The 17890-nt window shown below is 59.1% G+C and carries 14 protein-coding genes; 7 read left to right on the forward strand and 7 right to left on the reverse strand.

From position 1 onward, the window contains the following. Positions 1-9: 9 nt before the first annotated feature. From DES53_RS04910 to DES53_RS04930, 5 genes are all read left to right on the forward strand, one after another. Positions 10-1161: a carboxynorspermidine decarboxylase gene (locus DES53_RS04910; RefSeq protein WP_113957060.1), complete on the forward strand. Its 1152-nt coding sequence runs from the start codon at positions 10-12 to the stop codon at positions 1159-1161. Between the two features lie 33 nt (positions 1162-1194). After that, entirely contained in the window at positions 1195-2457 is a 1263-nt protein-coding gene (locus DES53_RS04915) for a saccharopine dehydrogenase family protein (RefSeq protein WP_113957061.1), read from the forward strand. Positions 2458-2474: 17 nt separating this feature from the next. After that, on the forward strand, positions 2475-3869 hold the full coding sequence (locus DES53_RS04920; protein WP_113957062.1) for an MATE family efflux transporter: 1395 nt from the start codon (positions 2475-2477) through the stop codon (positions 3867-3869). Between the two features lie 8 nt (positions 3870-3877). Further along, a complete protein-coding gene (locus DES53_RS04925) occupies positions 3878-5716 on the forward strand; it encodes an IucA/IucC family protein (protein ID WP_170156866.1) in 1839 nt (612 codons plus the stop codon). A 136-nt stretch (positions 5717-5852) separates the two neighbouring features. Further along, positions 5853-6737: a hypothetical protein gene (locus tag DES53_RS04930; RefSeq protein ID WP_211325442.1), complete on the forward strand. Its 885-nt coding sequence runs from the start codon at positions 5853-5855 to the stop codon at positions 6735-6737. Between the two features lie 33 nt (positions 6738-6770). On the opposite strand, the gene DES53_RS04935 is transcribed toward DES53_RS04930, so the two are convergent. The 7 genes from DES53_RS04935 to DES53_RS04965 form a co-directional block, all read right to left on the reverse strand. Next, on the reverse strand, positions 6771-8012 hold the full coding sequence (locus DES53_RS04935) for a cation:proton antiporter (RefSeq protein WP_113957065.1): 1242 nt from the start codon (positions 8010-8012) through the stop codon (positions 6771-6773). 100 nt (positions 8013-8112) lie between these two features. After that, entirely contained in the window at positions 8113-8436 is a 324-nt protein-coding gene (locus DES53_RS04940; RefSeq protein ID WP_113957066.1) for a DUF2218 domain-containing protein, read from the reverse strand. 28 nt (positions 8437-8464) lie between these two features. Beyond that, a complete protein-coding gene (locus DES53_RS04945; RefSeq protein WP_113957067.1) occupies positions 8465-10171 on the reverse strand; it encodes a flavin-containing monooxygenase in 1707 nt (568 codons plus the stop codon). A 360-nt stretch (positions 10172-10531) separates the two neighbouring features. Continuing rightward, a complete protein-coding gene (locus DES53_RS04950; protein ID WP_211325443.1) occupies positions 10532-11401 on the reverse strand; it encodes an FAD:protein FMN transferase in 870 nt (289 codons plus the stop codon). A 124-nt stretch (positions 11402-11525) separates the two neighbouring features. Next, positions 11526-12335 carry a DUF4198 domain-containing protein gene (locus DES53_RS04955; protein WP_113957069.1) on the reverse strand — a complete coding sequence of 270 codons (810 nt, stop codon included), beginning with the start codon at positions 12333-12335 and terminating at the stop codon, positions 11526-11528. Positions 12336-12372: 37 nt separating this feature from the next. Continuing rightward, complete coding sequence (locus DES53_RS04960) at positions 12373-12891, reverse strand: DUF2271 domain-containing protein (protein WP_113957070.1); 519 nt, start codon at positions 12889-12891, stop codon at positions 12373-12375. Between the two features lie 27 nt (positions 12892-12918). After that, a complete protein-coding gene (locus tag DES53_RS04965; protein WP_113957071.1) occupies positions 12919-13578 on the reverse strand; it encodes a PepSY-associated TM helix domain-containing protein in 660 nt (219 codons plus the stop codon). A gap of 567 nt (positions 13579-14145) precedes the next feature. Between DES53_RS04965 and DES53_RS04970 the strand changes: the two genes are divergently transcribed. Beyond that, positions 14146-14895, forward strand: a complete 750-nt coding sequence (locus tag DES53_RS04970; protein WP_113957072.1) for an ABC transporter ATP-binding protein — start codon at positions 14146-14148, stop codon at positions 14893-14895. Next, positions 14892-17669: an FtsX-like permease family protein gene (locus DES53_RS04975; protein ID WP_113957073.1), complete on the forward strand. Its 2778-nt coding sequence runs from the start codon at positions 14892-14894 to the stop codon at positions 17667-17669. Before DES53_RS04970 ends, DES53_RS04975 begins: the two co-directional genes overlap by 4 nt. The last annotated feature ends 221 nt before the right edge of the window (positions 17670-17890 follow it).

The following is a 17890-nucleotide window of genomic DNA, read 5'->3' on the forward strand; positions in this document are numbered from 1 at the left end:
GGTACACGCATGCGTCTTTCCACACCTTATTACCTGATCGACGAGGCCCGGATGCTTCCGGCCATGGAACGCATCCGCTTGGTGCAGGAGCGTTCAGGAGCCAAGTGCGTGCTCGCTCTGAAATGCTTCTCAAGCTGGTGCGCCTTCGATTTCATGAAGCAGTATCTCGTTGGTACGACGAGCAGCAGTCTCTGGGAGACGCGGCTGGGGCATGAGAAGTTCGGTGGCGAGACACACGGTTACTCCGTCGCCTTTGCCGATGATGAAATCACCGAGGTCGTACGTTGCTGCGACAAGATCATCTTCAACTCCCTCAGTCAGCTGGATCGCCTCGGCCACCACGCTGCTGGCATCTCTGTGGGCCTGCGCCTCAATCCGGGAGTCGGACATTCCGGCTACGAACTGAGCAATCCTGTCTGCCAGTACTCCCGCCTTGGCGCACGCGCAGAGGATCTGCCGGCAGACATCGGGTCGCGCATCCAGGGTGCGATGATCCACGTCAACTGCGACAACGACGACTTTGCCAGCTTCTCCTCGCAGATCGACATCATCGAGGACCGCTTCGGCAAACTCCTTCCCCAGCTCGACTGGCTCAGCTTCGGGGGCGGCATCGCCTTCACCGAGGAAGACTATCCGGTTGATGACTTCTGCGACCGCCTTCGTGAATTGTCCAAGCGTCATTCACTGCAGATCTATCTGGAACCCGGTGAGGCAGCCGTCACCAATTCCACCACGCTCGTGGTCACAGTTCTCGACATCGTCGAAAATGAAGTTCCTACGCTCGTCGTCGATGCAGGTGTGGAAACGCACCTGCTCGATGTGCTGACTTACAACTACACGCCGGAAGTCGACGGTGTCGAGCCCCTGACCAAGGACGCGAAGGACTTCAGCGGGAACACCGGCCACGTCTATCGAATTTGCGGACGCACCTGCCTCGCGGGCGACCACTTCGGTAACTACCTCTTTCCCCATCTTGTTGCTATCGGCGACGAGGTCTGTTTTTCCAACGTGGGCGGCTACTCAATGGTGAAGAAAAACTTTTTCAATGGCATCCGCATGCCCGCCATCTACCACCGGAACCTCTCCGGCGAACTGCGCCTCGTTCAGCAATCGACTTACGAGGACTTCCGTGAAGCCCTGACAAACACGCACCTCGTCTAGCCCATCCAGCCCCCTTATCCACAGCCAACCATCATGAAAAAGAACGTTCTCATCATTGGAGCCGGCGCCGTGGGCGCGGTCGTCGCACACAAGTGCGCCCAAAACAGCCAGGTGTTCGGCTCGATCTGCCTGAGTTCGCGAAATCTCGAAAATTGCCAGTCGGTGATCCGGTCCATCGAGGCCAGAAACTACCGTCGTGAAGAATCCTTTCAGATCTTTGCCCGCACCGTGGATGCTTCCGATTCCGCGCAAGTCGCGAACCTCATCCGTGAGACTGGCTCCCACATCGTCATCAATGTCTGCACCGCCTTCGTCAATATGTCGGTCATGGATGCCTGCCTTGAGACCGGCGCAGCGTACATCGATACCGCCGTCCACGAGGACTCCTCGGTGATGAATGCGCCCTATCCCTGGTATGCGAACTTCGAGTGGAAGAAGCGTGAGCAGTGCGCCCAAAAAGGCGTAACCGCAATTCTCGGCGCGGGCTTCGACCCCGGTGTCGTCAACGCTTATTGCGCCTATGCCGCGCGCTACGAATTCGACTCCATCACCTCCATCGACATCATGGACGTGAACGACGGAAGTCACGGTCGATTCTTCTCCACCAACTTCGATCCTGAAATCAACCTGCGAGAGATCATTGAGGACGCCGGCTGCCTTGAGGACGGTGAATGGCGCACCTTTCCCCATCACTCCCGCACCACTGACTACGTCTTCCCTGAAGTGGGAGAGAAGAAGCTCTATCTGATGGGGCACGACGAGGTTCACTCCCTCTCGAAGCACATCAAGGGAGTCGAGACTGTGCGCTTCTGGATGGGCTTCGACGATCACTACCTGCGCTGCCTTGAAGTCTTCGAAAAAACCGGGCTGCTAAACCACGAGCAAGTTACTACCTCCTGTGGCCAGAGTGTTGTCCCCCTGCGTGTGCTGAAGGCCTGCCTGCCCAACCCTGCCAGCCTCGCGCCGGACTATACGGGCAAAACTTGTATCGGCACCCTCATCAAGGGTCGCTCCAAGGGAGAGAACAAGGAAGTCTTCATCTACAACGTCTGCAGCCACGAGGAGACTTTTGCCGATGTTGGCTCCCAGGCCATCGCCTTCACTGCAGGTGTACCACCCGTGGCCGCCGCCATGCTCGTGGCCCAGGGCGATTGGGATGTGAAGGGCATGGCCAATGTCGAGGAACTGCCCCCGCTCCCATTCCTGAAATTGCTTTCGCGCCTCGGGCTTCCGATGGTCATCCGCAAGGACACGAAGGCGGACGCGTCTGCACCCAGCGAACTCATCTGCGCCTGATCCCCCAAGTCCAACTGATGTCCTCCGAGAAAAATCGCGCGCTGACCGGTGCGGTGCTGCCCACGTTCTTCTACTACGCCATCCCCTCGATGGTGGGACTCATCGCGCTCACCACCATGAGCCTGGTCGATGGCATGTTCGTCGGCAATTTCGTGGGTTCAGAGGCACTTGCCTCGGTGAACCTTCTTGTCCCGCTCCTCACCGTGCTCTACGCCCTCGCCCTGATGTTTTCCATCGGCGGATCGGTGGGCGCGGGCGCGCACATCGGGGCTGGGGATGCCAGGACGGCTTCTTCGGTGTTCAGCCAGATGCTCATTGCCACCGTCGCGACTACCACGCTTTTCGCCCTCGCCAGCATGGTCTTCGAGCCCTGGCTCTTCCGTTTGCTCAATGTCCCGTCCGAGCTGGTGCCCATGGTTGGCGAATATTTCGGCATCCTCCGTTGGGCACTCGTCGTGCAGCTCACCACGATGGTGCTCTACTACTTCGTGCGCGCGGACGGCCATCCGATTCTCGCCACGGTCTCGCTGCTCATCGGTTCGCTGGGAAATATTGGCCTCGATCTGCTTTTCGTCTGGCAGTGGAAGTGGGGCCTTGCCGGAGCTGCGTGGTCTACTGTCATCGCCCAGCTGGTGCAGGCAGCGGTACTTTGCACTTATTTCTCCAGCCGTAGGCGGACTCTGCACTTTGTCTGGCGGCAGAGCCAGTGGTCCCATCTCTTCCGGGCCTGCTACAACGGCGTCTCAGAATTCATCAACGAAATCTCTGCCGGCGTCATCATCTGGGTACTGAACTTCCTGCTCATCGCCCGCCTTGGGGTTGATGGCGTCGCGGCTTTCAGCGTCGTCAGCTATTTCATCTATCTCAGCCTCATGCTGACCTACGGGATCGCCGACGCGCTCCACCTGCTTGTGAGTCAGAATTACGGGGCGGGAAACCACCAGCGCATCAGGCAGTTCCTCTCCACAGCTTTGGCATGCACCGGGGGCATCGGGCTCATCCTTGCCACCTCCCTCTTGTTGTTCCGTGACCAGCTCACCGGCTGGTTCCTTAGCGGCGAGGACGCCGCCATCGTCGCCGAGGCGGGGCGCCTTGCTTACGCGATCTGGCCGGTGTTTCTCGTCAACGGGATCAACGTCATTTTGAGTTGCTACCTCACTGCCATCCACCAACCGACACCGTCGGCCATCGTCGCGACTCTACGCGGTCTTATCTTGCCCGCCTGCTTCCTCCTGGGCCTCGCCCACCTCTTCGATCAGGCGGTGTTCCGAGACAGATTCTCGCAGTGGTCCTTCCTCTGGGCTCTGCCACTCGCCGAATGGATCACCTTCATAGTAGCCATCACCCTTTGCCTCCGCCGTCGCCCCGACCGATTCGAACCTGCACTCCCGCTCCAACCCGTCGAGGACTGATTTCCCCCATGCATCTCACCGCCGCTGACGCCTCGCTCCAGGCTTTCTGCAACTGCTACCTCCGCGAAGTTGATGAAGGACTGTGGCATGTCCCCGCACTTTTCGCTGTCCGCTTCGACCTCGCCGCCGGAGCTGGCATCAGGGATGTCGTCGAGTTGTCGCTTCCGCGCTGCGGCGCGACTCTCGCTATCTTCGTTCGCTACCGTTCCCTTGTGGGACGGCATAGCATCGCTGAAGTCCACGAGCGTCTTGCTGGTTCATCAGTGTGGCGGAAGCTTGATGCACTTACGGCCCAGCTCCGGCTCATCGACGAAATCTACGCGAAGCATCCGGGCGGCCCACAGCGCCTCGAACTACTCTCCCGTGTTGTCGAGAGCCATCAAGTGATGGAGCGTTATCTCGCGCTCCGCCGCGACCGGAATGGTATGGAGAAACCGCCGCACGAGATGTCGTTCATTGAATCCGAACAAGCCGTCGTCACTGGTCACTGGCTCCATCCCACGCCGAAGTCGCGGCAGGGCATGCATGCCTGGCAGCATCCCGTTTACACTCCCGAGCTCAACGGGCGTTTTCGACTGCAATTCTTCGCGGCCCGGCACGAGATGGTCATCCAGGAATCCCTGCTCGACTCATCCGCTGAGACCCTCGCCTTTGAAATGGCGTGCCATGGGCTCGACGAAAAAGGTCGGCGACGTCTCGCCGATCTCGCTGCCTCCGGCTACTCGCTGCTTCCCGTCCATCCATTGCAGGCCCACTGGCTTCACCACCAGCCCCACGTGCGGGACCTGCTCGCAGCTGAGTCGGAGTCGCTGATCGCCCTTGGCGAGCTCGGTCCTCACTTCACTCCGACTTCCTCAGTGCGCACTGTGTACTCTGAGGAGCTCGACTGGATGCTCAAGCTCTCCATTCCAGTGAAACTCACCAACTCTCTCCGGCTCAACCTCAAGAGTGAACTTGGTGATAGCGTCTGGATCAGCAAGCTGCTGCTGGAGTGCCGTGTCGAGGACGAGTTTCCCGGCTTCTTCATTCTTGAGGATCCCGCTTATCTGGGACTGGACCTTCCTGAGATGGAGGAAACGGGTTTCGAGGCTATCTTTCGCACCAATCCCTTCCGTGGTTCCGAGTGCCACCAAACGGTGCACTCCATCGCCGCACTCACCGAGGAACCACTGAATTATGCGGGGCGTTCGAGGCTCGCTGACTTGGTTTGGCACATGGCTGAGCGGCAGGGCATCTCCCTGGCCCATGCTGCGGAGCGTTGGTTCCATGCCTACTGGAGCGTGGCCATCGCCCCTGTCCTCGGTGTTTACGATCGTCATGGCATCGCCCTTGAGGCGCACCAGCAGAATGTCGTTATCGGATTTACTGATGACGGAGCCCCTGAGGCCTCATACTACCGCGACATCCAGGGCATCGCACTATGTGAAAGCAGACGCGAGCCTCTTATCGAACTTGTGCCGGAACTCGGCGACCTTCCCAAAGTCTTCGAGCCCGACGACATCGTCCGCAACGGCCTCGGCTACTATCTCTTCTTTAATCACCTCTACGCCATCGTCCATCGTTTCGGTGCTGATAGCTTGATCGAGGAGCAGGATCTCCTCCGCCACATCGAAGCCAAACTCGTCGCCCTGCGCGCTACCATGGACGGCCCCGGCGCTGCTCTCATCGACGTCCTCCTGCAAAGCGAATCCTTGCCCTGTAAAGCAAACCTCCTCACTCGCATTGAGGACCGCGATGAACTCGAGTCCGAATGCGAGCTCGCCGTTTATTCATCGGTTGTCAACCCGCTGGCACGCATGAGCGGGGAGGTGGAGATATCTGCGCTTGAGCTGGTGGAGGCGGTTTGAGAAAGCATGTTGATGCACCGAGTTGGTTCGTTCTGAAACGAAGAACCAAGAATCTTGGAAACGGAAAGGGGAGAGGGTGAAGTCCTGCCACTTAGTCATCTACGCGCCAATGAATGTCCTGATCAAATCCACCTTCTTGTTCGTCGCCGCTTTGTTCGCTTCCAGCTTCACCGGAGCCTCTGCGCAGGTGAAGGAGTTTGGATGGCATGACAAGAGTGTGACGCCCTACATCGCCAGTCAGCTGGATCCTCGCTTCTCCTTCATGCTCTACATTCCCAAGGGCTACCAGGAGAACGGCACAGAGAAGTGTGAGCTTCTTGTCCTCGTCCACGGCACCGAGCGCCGGCCCGATGTGTACATTGAGCACATGCGGGAGTTTGCGGATAAGAACCGTGTCATCCTTCTCGCTCCGCTCTTCCCGATCAACACCCACGGCCGGCAGGATCTCGAAAATTACAAGCTCGTCGAATACAAAGCCACCCGCTACGATCTCATCCTGCTCAGCATGGCGGATGAGACTGCTTCGAAATACCGTCTCGCGGGAAATACCTTTTTCATGCATGGCTTTTCAGGTGGCGGCCACTTCACGCACCGGTTCTTCTATCTCCATCCCCACCGCCTCCGTGCCGTTTCCATCGGTGCCCCTGGATTGGTCACCCTTATTGATAACACCTCCGACTGGTGGGTGGGTACCAGGGATCTCTACCGACGCTTCAACGTGAAAATGAACCTCGACGCCATGCGTGGTGTGAGCGTCCACATGGTCGTTGGTGCCGAAGACACGGATGAATGGAACGAGCCCATCACCCGCGATTCCGAATACTGGATGGGCGAGGGTGTAAAAGGAGCCGATTACAACACGACTGGAAAGAACCGCATCGAGCGCCTTGCCACGCTGAAGACGAACTATGAGCAGCACGGCATCAAGGTCTCCATGGACACCGTCCCGGCTGCCGACCACGACGAAACGAAACTGTTCCCCGCCGTCCGCAAGTTTCTCGAAGGCGAACTCGCCAAATGAGAACGCGGTCTTCTGAGTTGCGCTGAGCCGCATCTAACCGGCTCTGGATTCATCAGCCGTCCTGGATTCCTGAGAGTCATGTCGACTACGCCACAGCCGGAGCAGTGGCGCCGTCATGAAGGTGCTGAACAGCGCCATGACCGCGAGGGCGGAATAGACTTCCACGGAGATGATGCGCGCCTCGAGCAGGATGTTGATCGCGACCAGCTCCATCAGTCCCTTGCACTGCATGAGTGTGCCCAGCAGGAACGAACGCGACCAGGGCAGGCCGCCCAATCTCGCCGTGCAGGCCACGACTAGCATCTTCGTCGCCATGGCGGTGAAGGAGAACAGCGCCGCGAGCGTCCAGAACCGCGCATCACCCCATTCGATGTGCAGTCGCAGCCCGGTCGAGACGAAGAAGACGGGAAGCAGCAGCCACTTGACCGTCTCTGAGATGCCAGGTCCCCACTGCCGTACGGCCCTCTGCGGCAGGATGGCTCCGCCGATAAAAGCACCCAGCATCGCGTGAACGCCGAGCAGGTCCGTTACTGCGGCGGAAAGAAGAATGACGCACACACCCAGCAGCGCGCCCTCGTGCAAGGCATCCACTTTTCGGAAAAGGCCATCAAGCAGGGGCCTGGCCACGAACGCCATCGCCAGAGCAAACGCCACCACCGGCAGCAGAGTGGCAAGCGGACCGCCCGAATGCACTCCAGCCAGCGATAGCACCGTAATCAGTCCCAGCCAGAGCCAGAGATCGTCGAGCAGTGCGCTCATCAGGGCGAGCCTGCCCACGCGGGTTTCCTGAAGGCCGGTCTCCTTGAGGATGGCCACCAGCACCGGCAGGGCTGTCACGGCGAGACAGATACCCACAGATGCTCCGAACAGCAGCGGGGTGCCGCGCTCACCAATGAGCTGCGGATACGCCTGGACAAGGCCCCAGCCCACGAGTCCACCGACAAGCAGGGTGACACCAAAGCCCATGACGCTGACGGCGACAAAGCGAAGGGGGGCTTCGTTCTGATGGTCTGACTTCGGGTGTACGCTGGAAAGGGCCACCAGCAGGACCACGCCCAGCCACCCGATGCCTTGCACGGATGATGCCAGCGGACCGTCGAGAAGATCCACCCCATGATGAAGCAGCCATGCCTGGCCACCGCTGAGCTGCAGAGCCACGCCACACAGGAGCTGGATGAAGACCAGTGGCAATACCTTGCTCACGACCGGCAACCTGCCGATCAAGGCTGGCACGGCCAGGAAGCTGGTGATCACGAGAAAGAAATGAGCGGACATGCGGCTGGATGCGAGAGCATGGAGCGCCGCAAGGACTCAGGTGCGGAACGGTGTCCACCCCTGCTCCCTGCAGCGTCCCTATCTTGGCTTGGTGTGCGCTTCAGGCTGGCGCCCACGTCAGGCGTAGGCCGCCTTCACGGGTCGCGAAGCGGTCGAGGTGGCTATCGATCGCACCCCAGTAGGCGTCGAGTTGGGTCGGCGTGGCCGCTGTGAGCTGGACGTCGAGCCGGGACTCTGTCGTGTGGAAGATCGCGATCGCTTCCTCGGGATAGTCTGGGTCATCTTCTTCTTTTGGGAAGACGACCCTGGCGCCATGGTCATTGACCTGGATATCGAATTTGCGCGCCCAGTGCTTGCAGAGAGTGTTGACATAGCGCTGGCCGTTTTGGACCTCGGCCCAGCCGCTGCGTGTGAGAGTGGTCATAGGGTGGGATATCTCCTGATGGCTGTCACTAGGGCATCATATGCTTTGGGTGCACCGAGGTGGGCATCATCCGCAGCACCGACATGTGGTAGCACATGTTGCCACGGTCCTCGACGGGCTCAGCGTACAGGTCGGCCAGGGCCGCCTTGGGGAAGCTGTGCGGGCCTACAATACGATAGGCGGAAGGATTGAAGCTGCCGAACCAGATCTGGATGAACAGCTTTGGGTTCAGGAACAACTTACGGAGTGGCAGCAGGCAGCCGATCTCCCGCGCGAGCGCGTCAAGGTAGAGCACCTGGGAGGGATGGGACTCGGTGTGCCGGGGACTGAGCTCGGTCCAGTACTCTTCCCAGCTCTTCTCCTCGGCGATGACCTCGGCGAGATTTTTTGGCGGCTGCAGCTTCCCGCTGAGCACGCGTGCGAAGTAGCGGGCCTGCATCTCCGCGCAGATCGGGATGCCACCTGAGAAGGGGCGCAGGAAGCCGATGAAGGCGACCCTGCCGTCGTGCTCGGGGTGCAGGAAGTGCCGGTAGAGGTTGCGGACATTGCCGTCTGCGACACTCAGGTCACCCAGTTTCAGATCACGCTCGTAGCCGGTGCAGAGCACCACCGCATCGTACTCGGCAGACGCACCATCCTTGAAGTGGACAGTCGCGCCTTCGGAGCGTGCCATCCCGGTGTCATTCACGTTCACCTTGCCCTTCACAATACTGGGAATGAAGCTCACGTTCTTGCAGAAGATGCCGCGGGGGCTCCAGCTTCCTTCCGGGTGAGACTTCTCATTCCACTTTTTGATCAGGTCCCAGTTGGCCTTTTCCTCCTCGCAGCCCACGTCCATCTTGTAGGGCTCCATGGGCTCACCGAGCAGGTTGACGTCCGCATAAGTGCGCGGTTTGATGCGTTCACGGATCGCCTGCACGATGCCCCCGATCGACGAGATGAGCCCGAGGCCTACGGACACAGCACCGAAGGCTGTCTTGGCCAGCCGGCTGGTGCCCCAGAAGGTCTTGTACGGCACCGGGCGCTTGGTGGCGCGGTCATACATCTCGTGGTGGTGCGCGCGTACGGTGCGGCTGTCGGTGCTGCGATGGTCATCCACGATACGAGCCAGCAGAAACGTGTAGGAGCGGATGGACAGGGTGGTCTTGGCTGCGGTCTCGCTGATCTCCCGCACGATGTCGGCTCCGGACTCCGCCAGGCCGACGATCAGCACGCGCTTGCCGCGGAAGCGCTCAGCGTTGCGATACTCCGCGGAGTGCACGACCTCGCCGGTGAAGCCAGCCAGCTCGGGGAACTGGCGGTGCGGAGTCTTGAAAGGACCCGAGCACATCGCGACCGCGTCGAACTTCTCGCGGGACTCGACTCCACGGCACACCGAGGTGACGAGGTAGCCCTGGGTGGTCTTTTTGACATCGGTGACCTCCGTGTTGGATTGAATGCAGCCCGTGAGTTTGTACCGGTTGGCGTACTCGGTGAGGTAATCGAAATACTCCTGCCGGGAATAGAACTTCCGCCCACCCTTGTACGGAGCGTCCGAGAAGGCCATCAGCCGCATGGAGATGGTCAGTTTCAGGTGGTCGAATGCCTTCGTCTTTGTGCCGTCGTCTCCGTCACGAAGCCAGATGCCTCCGAGCCCGGAGTACTTGTCATAGCAGACGACCTCGTGCCCCTCATCGCGCAACTGCTTGATCGTAGTCAGTCCGCACGGACCCGCTCCAACAACACAAACTCTCATCTACAAACGTCCTTCTAGTATTTTGATGGTTCTTGCGGTGCCAGCGCCATTCGGCACGCTCCGAACGCGTGCGGCAGATCCCGAATTGTGTTGTTGATATTGAGAGTCAGTATCTAAGTCAACTTGAGATTCGGGGCTGAATTCTGCTGTATGGTGTGTCGCACAATTGACTCAATCCTTTGAAAATAAGAGTATTAAGCGTGGTTAACGTTGTGATTTTCTGTGCGCCATTTGCAGTGCGCCGCAAGGCCGGGAGAGCTTCCCTCAACACCGGGCGTTTGCTCCGAATTGTCAGTCGTTTTGGTTAAACGGCACGTTACGAAGCCAAGCGTACCACCGCTCATTCCTCCCGTTGTCTATTCAGTCGCTGTCCAGCCACGCTAGCATGCGCGGGCTGTGGCAGTGGGAGTGGCGGTCCGTGAAGGTGGCGGCGACCTCATGGGCCTTCGCGTATGTCGGACCTTTCTCGGGACCCAAAATGAATAGGGCTGTGGCCCAAGCGTCCGCTTGCAGGCAGGTGGGTGCCAAGACGGTGACGGTGTGCAGTGCGTGCTGGGTGGGGCGGCCCGTTGCGGGATCCAGCAGATGATGGTGCGAAGAATCCATGGGGTGGAGGATTCCAGAGGTGGCGAGCGCGTGCCGAGTAAGTCCAAAGCGGAGTGGAGAGATCAAGGGATGGCAACTCAGTTCCACCCACCAAGGATGAGCATTGGGTTTGCACCCTCGTGCCAGGAATTCACCACCAATTTCCAGCAGGAAATCATCGATACCGATCTCGCCCAGGTACTGTCCTGCGAGGTCGAGGGCATAACCCTTTCCAATGGAGGAGAGGTCAAGGTGAAGCCTCTCCAGCTCGTGAGTCAGAGTCCGCTGCGTGGGGCAGAGGTGAATGTGCTGCCAGGGACTCTCGTAGCTTGCACGTTCAGGGAAAGGCTGGCCGGACTGCGGACCGAATCCGCAGGCGGAACTGAGCGCACCGAGATTGGGATTGTAGGCCCCTTGCGTCAACTCAGAGAGGTGTAGCGCCTGTTGAAGCACGAAGAGGAACTCCTCAGGGAGTGTCTGTGGTTTGCCCGGCGGGCAACGATTGATCCGGCTGAGTACTGAGCCGGGATCATAGTGGGACATCTGCGCGATGACGAGGTCGAAGGCACGCTGGAGGGCCGCGTGAACGGTCTCATGAGAGCGCCGATTTCCGTCCTGCCAGTGGAGCTTCCAATGCGTGCCCATGGTTTGTCCATGGAGACTGGAAAGCGTGGCGCCGGACCCGGCGCCACGCATATCTTCTAGACTGATGTCATCTGGCAGGATGGTATGTGCCTCCAGTGGCATTACGATGCAGTCGAGACAGTGATTACTCCGGGAAGACTTCCAGCGTCAGGGACACCGAGGAGTGCTCTTCCAACTCCACACCCTCGACGGGCTCTGCCGTGCCTTCTACCAGGGCTTCCAGCCAGTAGCGGCCTGCGGTCGGCCAAGTCACCGAGCATTCACCTCTGGCATTGGTCTTCACCTTGATCTCGCCCACTTCGTTGCGGAAGCGGTCGCCTTCAGGAACGACGGTGACTTCAAGATCGGAGGCGGGTTTTCCGTTGAGTTGAAAGACCAGTTGAGTGGTCTCTTTGGCAATCAGGTCGTTGGGGTGGCTGTCTTTGAAGGTCACTTCCAATCCTTTGCCCGTCGGAGCCAGCACTTCCTTACTGGGCTTGCCCAAGGTCACATAGCTGAGGATGGAATAGCCTCCTACGGAGAGATGCACGTCTGGCTTCTTATGGATACCCTGCTTGATCATCTCCTCCTTGGTGCCGGTCCAGCTTTTACGTTCTTCTCCCTCGCGCCAGAAGGCCATGTGACCGGCACGAACGACACCGACCCGATAGGTGCCTTCCTGCTTCAGCTCGACGTCGAAGGTGGTGCGCATGGCTCCCTTGGAGACGTTATTCAATTCCACTTCTTTGCCATCCGGGCCAATTGCCGAGAGGGTGTTTGGTTGCAACGGACGATGGTTTACAAAGAAGATGTTGTTCGATGCGCAGGCGTCGAAGGTGACCCAGACTTTGTCGCCGGAGAGGACCGTGGACGAAGGCAGAACCCACGTGCGGTGGGCTTGGGCAAGCTGAAGGCCGAAGGCTGCGAGTGTGGCGAACAAGATGGTTTTTTTCATGGTAGTTGTGTGGGATTTGGAAGGTTGTGCAGCAGTGTCATTTCAGGATGATGGAGCCGAGTTCTCCGGAGCCTTGAACCTTCTCGGCCTTGAGCGCAGAGCCATCCCAGGTGAAGGGCACGGAGAGGAGTTCCCGGCCGCCCACTTCACGTGAGGCTTCCACCAGAAGCGTGTAAGTGCCGCCGGGCAGATTCTGGAAGGCCTTGGTGAGACTGACTTGATGTTTGCCAGCGGGTTTGGTGGGGCTGGCGAGGCCGTCCACGGGCATCTTGAGATCGCGACCGGAGACACGCCACCACTTGCGCAGATCCTTGAGCCATTTTTCTCCATGGTCTCCGTGGTCACCTCCGGGACGTGTGGCTTCCACCTGGTACCAGACGAAGAGGTTGCTGACGAACTTCTTCTGGTCGTTCTCGATCCACGCGGCGACGTAGGGACGATGATACTCCGCCACTTCAAGGCGGGGGATTTCGATCTCAAGCGTGACATCGGCGGCCGGAGCCGCAAGCGGCGCTCCTGCGAGGGTGAGAACGACAAGTGGAAGGGGGGATTTCATGTAATGGCTTATTTGGAAGACGTGTGATCAGTGGATGAAGAACAGCACCAGAATGATGGGCAAAAGCACTCCGAGCAGGACCACCGGCCACGTGGACGGACGACGTCGTGCATGCACCCAAAGCAGACCCAAACCCGTGAGGGTAAAGATGAACGCGGCAATGGAGAAAATATCGATAAACCAGCTCCATACTGGACCGGTGTGGCGGCCTTTATGCAGGTCGTTGAGGAAGGAGATCACGCCTCGCGTAGTGCGCTCATAGGTCACCACGCCACTCGCGCGCTCGATGCTCAGCCATGCGTCTCCCCCCGGGCGCGGGAGGGAGAGGTAGATCTCGTCTTCGCTCCATTCTGCAGACTTGTTGCGCAGGTTTTCTTCGAATTGGCTGCCGAGATGGGCGGCCAGCTTGCCTGGCAGAGGCTTTTTCACCTCGGCGGGAGCTTCCTTCGCCTCCTCCTCGGATGCGGCCTGGAGCTGTTCCATATAGGACGCGGGCAGGGTATAGGTCTGTTCCTTGGTGACCGGCTTTGCCGGAATGTCTGCCGCGTGATTGAGCGTGATTCCCGTGAAGGTGAACAGCAGCATGGACGCCAGGCAGATGGCGGAAGAGACCCAGTGCCACAGGTAGAACTGCCTCGTGAGGAGGGTTTTGAGCCGTTTTTTGTGAGGTTCCGAAATGCCAGTCATGCCGGGAAATCCGAGGAAAGAGAAGGAGGGCTCAAATTGAGTTTGAGACTAAATCTCAGTAATGCACCGGATGTCAATCGGCATCTTGCTTGGCACCGGGGGACTAAAGACCGTCTGTAGATTGCCGGTCGATGTGGCGTTGTTTCGACTCCTCCATGGTTCGGCGACGTTTCCCGCGGGCTGTACCTCCCCATATGAGTGGTGATCAGCCGGAAGAGCGGTCAGGTGAGCTTTTGCCGAGTGAACGACTCAATCAGAAATCTTGGAAGACCGCTATTCCGCCAGCGACTTGAGCATCGCACTTGATGCCAGTTGATGAGAATCCGCAAGGTTCCACCACACGTCGCCGCGGGATACGTGACTGGTTTGTATGGTCGTATCGCATGGCTGGATTCTGTACGATTACCCCAGCGACTTTTCTATTCCGTCTGGAAGTCTATGCACAAAGTAGTGGTAACATAGGAAGACCACACGGGTATCTGGTGCAAGGATGGGTGAACGCGGAGCAATGCGTGCACACTGTTTCTCATTGCGTGGGTGAGAGCCGGGTTTTTTGATTGGCCAATCATGACCAAGGAATCTGGTAACCCCCTCAGGGTGGAGTGTGTGGTAAAAACCTTTTCGCAAGGAGCCAAGAAAGTGACTGCCTTGGATGGCGTGTCGCTGGAAGTGAACAAGGGCGAATTTCTCGCCATCATGGGAGCCTCGGGTTCGGGCAAGAGCACCCTCTTGCATGTCATGGCGGGGCTCACCGACGTGGACGCTGGATCCGTCTCAGTCGAGGGCCAGAACCTGGCTGGCATGAGTGATTCCGCGCTGACTCGTTTTCGCCGGGCCAAAATCGGAATGGTCTTTCAGGCATTCAACTTGTTGCCCAGCCTCAGTGCGGAGCAGAACGTTCAACTCCCTGCTCTGGAACTGCCGGATGCGGCAGCTCGCGCCGAACGTGTGATGCAGCGACTCGGAATTCTGGACAGGCGCATGCATCGACCGGATGCGATGTCTGGCGGCGAGCAGCAGCGGGTTGCGATTGCACGAGCACTCATCATGAACCCTGCGATCCTGCTGGCGGATGAACCCACCGGCAGTCTTGATTCCAGAACGGGGCAGGAGCTTTGCAGGCTCTTGCAAACCCTGTGCTGCGAAGAGGGGCGGACCATCATTTTGGTGACTCATGAGCCTCGTGTGGCCATGTGGGCAGACCGCGTGCTGGTCTTCAAAGATGGGAAAACCCTCTCCCAGTTCACCCCAAAGAGTGGCGGCAGCGCGGAAGACGTAGCACTTGCGTATGAACATGCGCTGGAGGTCGGAGCATGAAGGCAGTCTTGTGGATTGTTATCGCGCATCTACGCGACCACCCTCTGCGGCTGGCACTCACTTCTCTGGCGACGGCCGCAGCTGCTGCCATGGTCATCTGGGTGGTGAGCAGCTACGATGCGCTGCTGGGTACGTTTGATGAATATGCAAACCTCGCCTTGGGCCGCTATGAGCTGTCCGTGGCTCCCATCAGTCACTTAACCCAAGTCGCGCCCGGGGTGATACCAGCCCCCGCTCAGAAGTATGTGCCGGAGGAAGCTGTCGAGCTGCTGCGGAGTGATGCGGCGGTGAACGTAGTGGAGCCCCTTTGGGCTGTGCAAGTCGAAGTGGCATTCCACGAGTCCACGGCACCTGCTTCGAGAAAGGGTTGGCTGCCTGACATGGTTATCGGGACGGAGGGCGCTGCTGCTCCTTTTGACTTGGTCGAGGGTAGATGGCTCAAGCCTGAAGCCAGCGCAGGCAGCGAAGCAGAAGCCGCGATGAGCGCCTCTGCTGCGAGGGCCTTTGGACTGAAGCCCGGTGACCGGCTGCTCTTGGGGGCCGGAAGCAGGCAGACAACGATCACCATCGTAGGATTGGTGGATACACCAGATGTGGAGGGGTGGAGTGCTTCCGTGGCCCGTGCCCAGTCCAGGACACCTGCTATTGGAGGACTCTTCGTTTCAACAGGGCTCTTGGAAAAGGTCACGGGGCAGGGGAGGCGAATCAGCTTTGTGGGTGTGGGCATGAAACCTGATGCGGACATCACTTCTTTCCGATTCAGGTGGTCGCCGCAGCTAAGCGCGCTATCCACACCATGCCAGTTTCAGGAGGCGCACGATGTAGAGGAAGCTCTGGATGAGAGTGCGTCCGCGGAGAATCTGGAGTTCCAAGGGCACATGGCCGCCGTGGTTTCCATGCTCGCGGCGTTGTTCATCATCCTGAGCACACTCAACATGGGAGTCACTGAACGCATCCGCCAGCTTGCCATCCTGAGAGCGGTGACATTGACTCGCGGACAGGTTGCCATGCTGGTCATCGTGGAGGCGCTGATTCTCGGAGCGGTAGGTTTTGTGGTGGGAAGCGTGGTGGGCTGGAGCATGTTGAAAATCGCCGTGGCCAATGCGCCAGAGCTTTTGGAAGATGGTGCGCGAGTGGGCCGTTTCAGCCTGCTGCTGGCCGCCCTGTGCGCGTTTGGTGGAGCGCTCCTGGCGAGCATCTGGCCTGCGATTCGCGCCATGCGCGTGCGGCCCATGGATGTCATGGGAGGATTGACGCGACCTTCTCGATGGAATCCATGGCTCACAGTCACAGGACTTGTGCTGTTGCTCCTGTATCCACTGACGTCTCGTGTGTTTCCTCATGGCGATGACTCACCCATGGTCATGTACATGCTTGTGGGAGTTGCCACCCTGGCGGTGGGATTCATCCTGCTTAGCCCTGCGGCCACCATTCTTGTGGATCGATGGCTCAGTCCCGTCCTCGCTGGACTGCTGCGTGTACCGCCGCGCTTGCTGGAGAGCCAGCTTTCTTCAAATATTCTGCGCACGGTTGCTACGGCAGTTGCCCTTACCGTGGGACTTGGATTGCTTGTGGGCATCCACGTGTGGGGACACACGATGCTTGGAGGATTCATGCCTGGGGCTTGGTGCCCGGATGCCATGATTTCCTTCCGTCCCGACGGGATTCCAAAGGAGAAGGCACTGGAAGCATCAACGTGGAAGGGTGTGACCACTGCGTTGCCGGTCGTCGTGGAACAGCCTCGCCTGAAGCAGGACCTGACCAACAGCGCCACACGAGCCACCGTAGTACGCCAGGACAGCGTAGTCATTGTGGGCCTGGACCCAGAGAAGGCGCTTGGTTCAAGCCATCCTCTTTTTTCATTCCAGTGGGTCAGTGGTAATCCCTCGAGTGCCATCGCCGCCATGAGGGATGGCAGAGGTTGTCTTGTGCCGGATCACTTCCTCACCGAGACAGGACTGAAGGTGGGAGATTCCTTCGAACTCGTTCCACCAGAGAATCCGGGAGGTGTCGTTTCCTACGTGATCGCGGGTGCCGTAAAGATGCCGGGCTGGCACTGGCAGACCAAGCCCACCGGCATGCGGACGCGCACCCATCGCGCTGCCGCATTGGTGTTCGCGGACTACGGCAATGTGGCTGCCGACTTTCAGTTCCACGGTGCTCCCTACCTCTGGCTGAACTACGACCGCAGTCAGACAGACGTTGAGACTCTCGGATTGTCTGCACAGCAGCTTCTGGCGAGCACCACGCAGAAGCCAGTAACCGTAGGAGAAGCTTCCCCGGGAGGACCGCACGTGCAGGTCCACGACGTCGAAGAAATACGTTCCATTGTTCTCTCCCATTCGCGTCAGTGGCTCTGGGTGCTGAGCCGTTTGCCAGTCGTAATCCTGATCATCACCACCGTGGGCGTGCTGAATGCCCTTTTGGCTTCCGTCCAGGCGCGTCGTTGGGAGTTCGGAGTCCTGCGAGCCATGGGCATCACGCGAGGAGTGCTGGTCCGTCTCATCATTGCCGAAGGCATCCTCATCAGTCTCGTGGCTTGCCTTCTCAGCCTTGGGTTCGGAATCCTGTCTGGCTGGTGTGGAGCCGGCATGTCCAAGTACATCAGCTTCTTCGGCGGCATGAACACCGATCTCGTGATTCCGTGGCCCGAGGTGCTTGCCAGCATCTTTGGCGTCATCGTCTTGTCCTCACTGGCCGCTGCATGGCCTGCATTCAGACTCGGAAGCACCAAGCCTTTGGAGCTACTACAGCAGGGAAGTGCTTCCTTCTGATGACACTCCGCCAGCGCCTTGTTCCGCGGATGGCGGTTGCAGTAGCAGAACGTAACAAGCCGCTTCAAAAGGTCGCTGGCGAAAGAGGGCTCCTCCCCTGGCGACAGCGCTTCACCATCCGGGATGGCAAATCGACTCCGCCATCAGGAGTACCATCGCGAGAGAGGGGGCATTGAGGCGCTGCTGCACTCTGGGCGAGCTGAACACAAAGTTCCTCAAGG

Source organism: Roseimicrobium gellanilyticum, assembly GCF_003315205.1.
Classification (GTDB): Bacteria; Verrucomicrobiota; Verrucomicrobiia; order Verrucomicrobiales; family Verrucomicrobiaceae; genus Roseimicrobium; species Roseimicrobium gellanilyticum.

Excerpts from the sequence above, each read along its gene's own strand:
- DES53_RS04910 (WP_113957060.1), top strand. The coding sequence starts at position 10 with ATGCGTCTTTCCACACCTTATTACCTGATCGACGAGGCCCGGATGCTT.
- DES53_RS04915 (WP_113957061.1), top strand. The coding sequence starts at position 1,195 with ATGAAAAAGAACGTTCTCATCATTGGAGCCGGCGCCGTGGGCGCGGTC.
- DES53_RS04920 (WP_113957062.1), top strand. The coding sequence starts at position 2,475 with ATGTCCTCCGAGAAAAATCGCGCGCTGACCGGTGCGGTGCTGCCCACG.
- DES53_RS04925 (WP_170156866.1), top strand. The coding sequence starts at position 3,878 with ATGCATCTCACCGCCGCTGACGCCTCGCTCCAGGCTTTCTGCAACTGC.
- DES53_RS04935 (WP_113957065.1), bottom strand. The coding sequence starts at position 8,012 with ATGTCCGCTCATTTCTTTCTCGTGATCACCAGCTTCCTGGCCGTGCCA.
- DES53_RS04940 (WP_113957066.1), bottom strand. The coding sequence starts at position 8,436 with ATGACCACTCTCACACGCAGCGGCTGGGCCGAGGTCCAAAACGGCCAG.
- DES53_RS04945 (WP_113957067.1), bottom strand. The coding sequence starts at position 10,171 with ATGAGAGTTTGTGTTGTTGGAGCGGGTCCGTGCGGACTGACTACGATC.
- DES53_RS04950 (WP_211325443.1), bottom strand. The coding sequence starts at position 11,401 with ATGGGCACGCATTGGAAGCTCCACTGGCAGGACGGAAATCGGCGCTCT.
- DES53_RS04955 (WP_113957069.1), bottom strand. The coding sequence starts at position 12,335 with ATGAAAAAAACCATCTTGTTCGCCACACTCGCAGCCTTCGGCCTTCAG.
- DES53_RS04960 (WP_113957070.1), bottom strand. The coding sequence starts at position 12,891 with ATGAAATCCCCCCTTCCACTTGTCGTTCTCACCCTCGCAGGAGCGCCG.
- DES53_RS04965 (WP_113957071.1), bottom strand. The coding sequence starts at position 13,578 with ATGACTGGCATTTCGGAACCTCACAAAAAACGGCTCAAAACCCTCCTC.
- DES53_RS04970 (WP_113957072.1), top strand. The coding sequence starts at position 14,146 with ATGACCAAGGAATCTGGTAACCCCCTCAGGGTGGAGTGTGTGGTAAAA.
- DES53_RS04975 (WP_113957073.1), top strand. The coding sequence starts at position 14,892 with ATGAAGGCAGTCTTGTGGATTGTTATCGCGCATCTACGCGACCACCCT.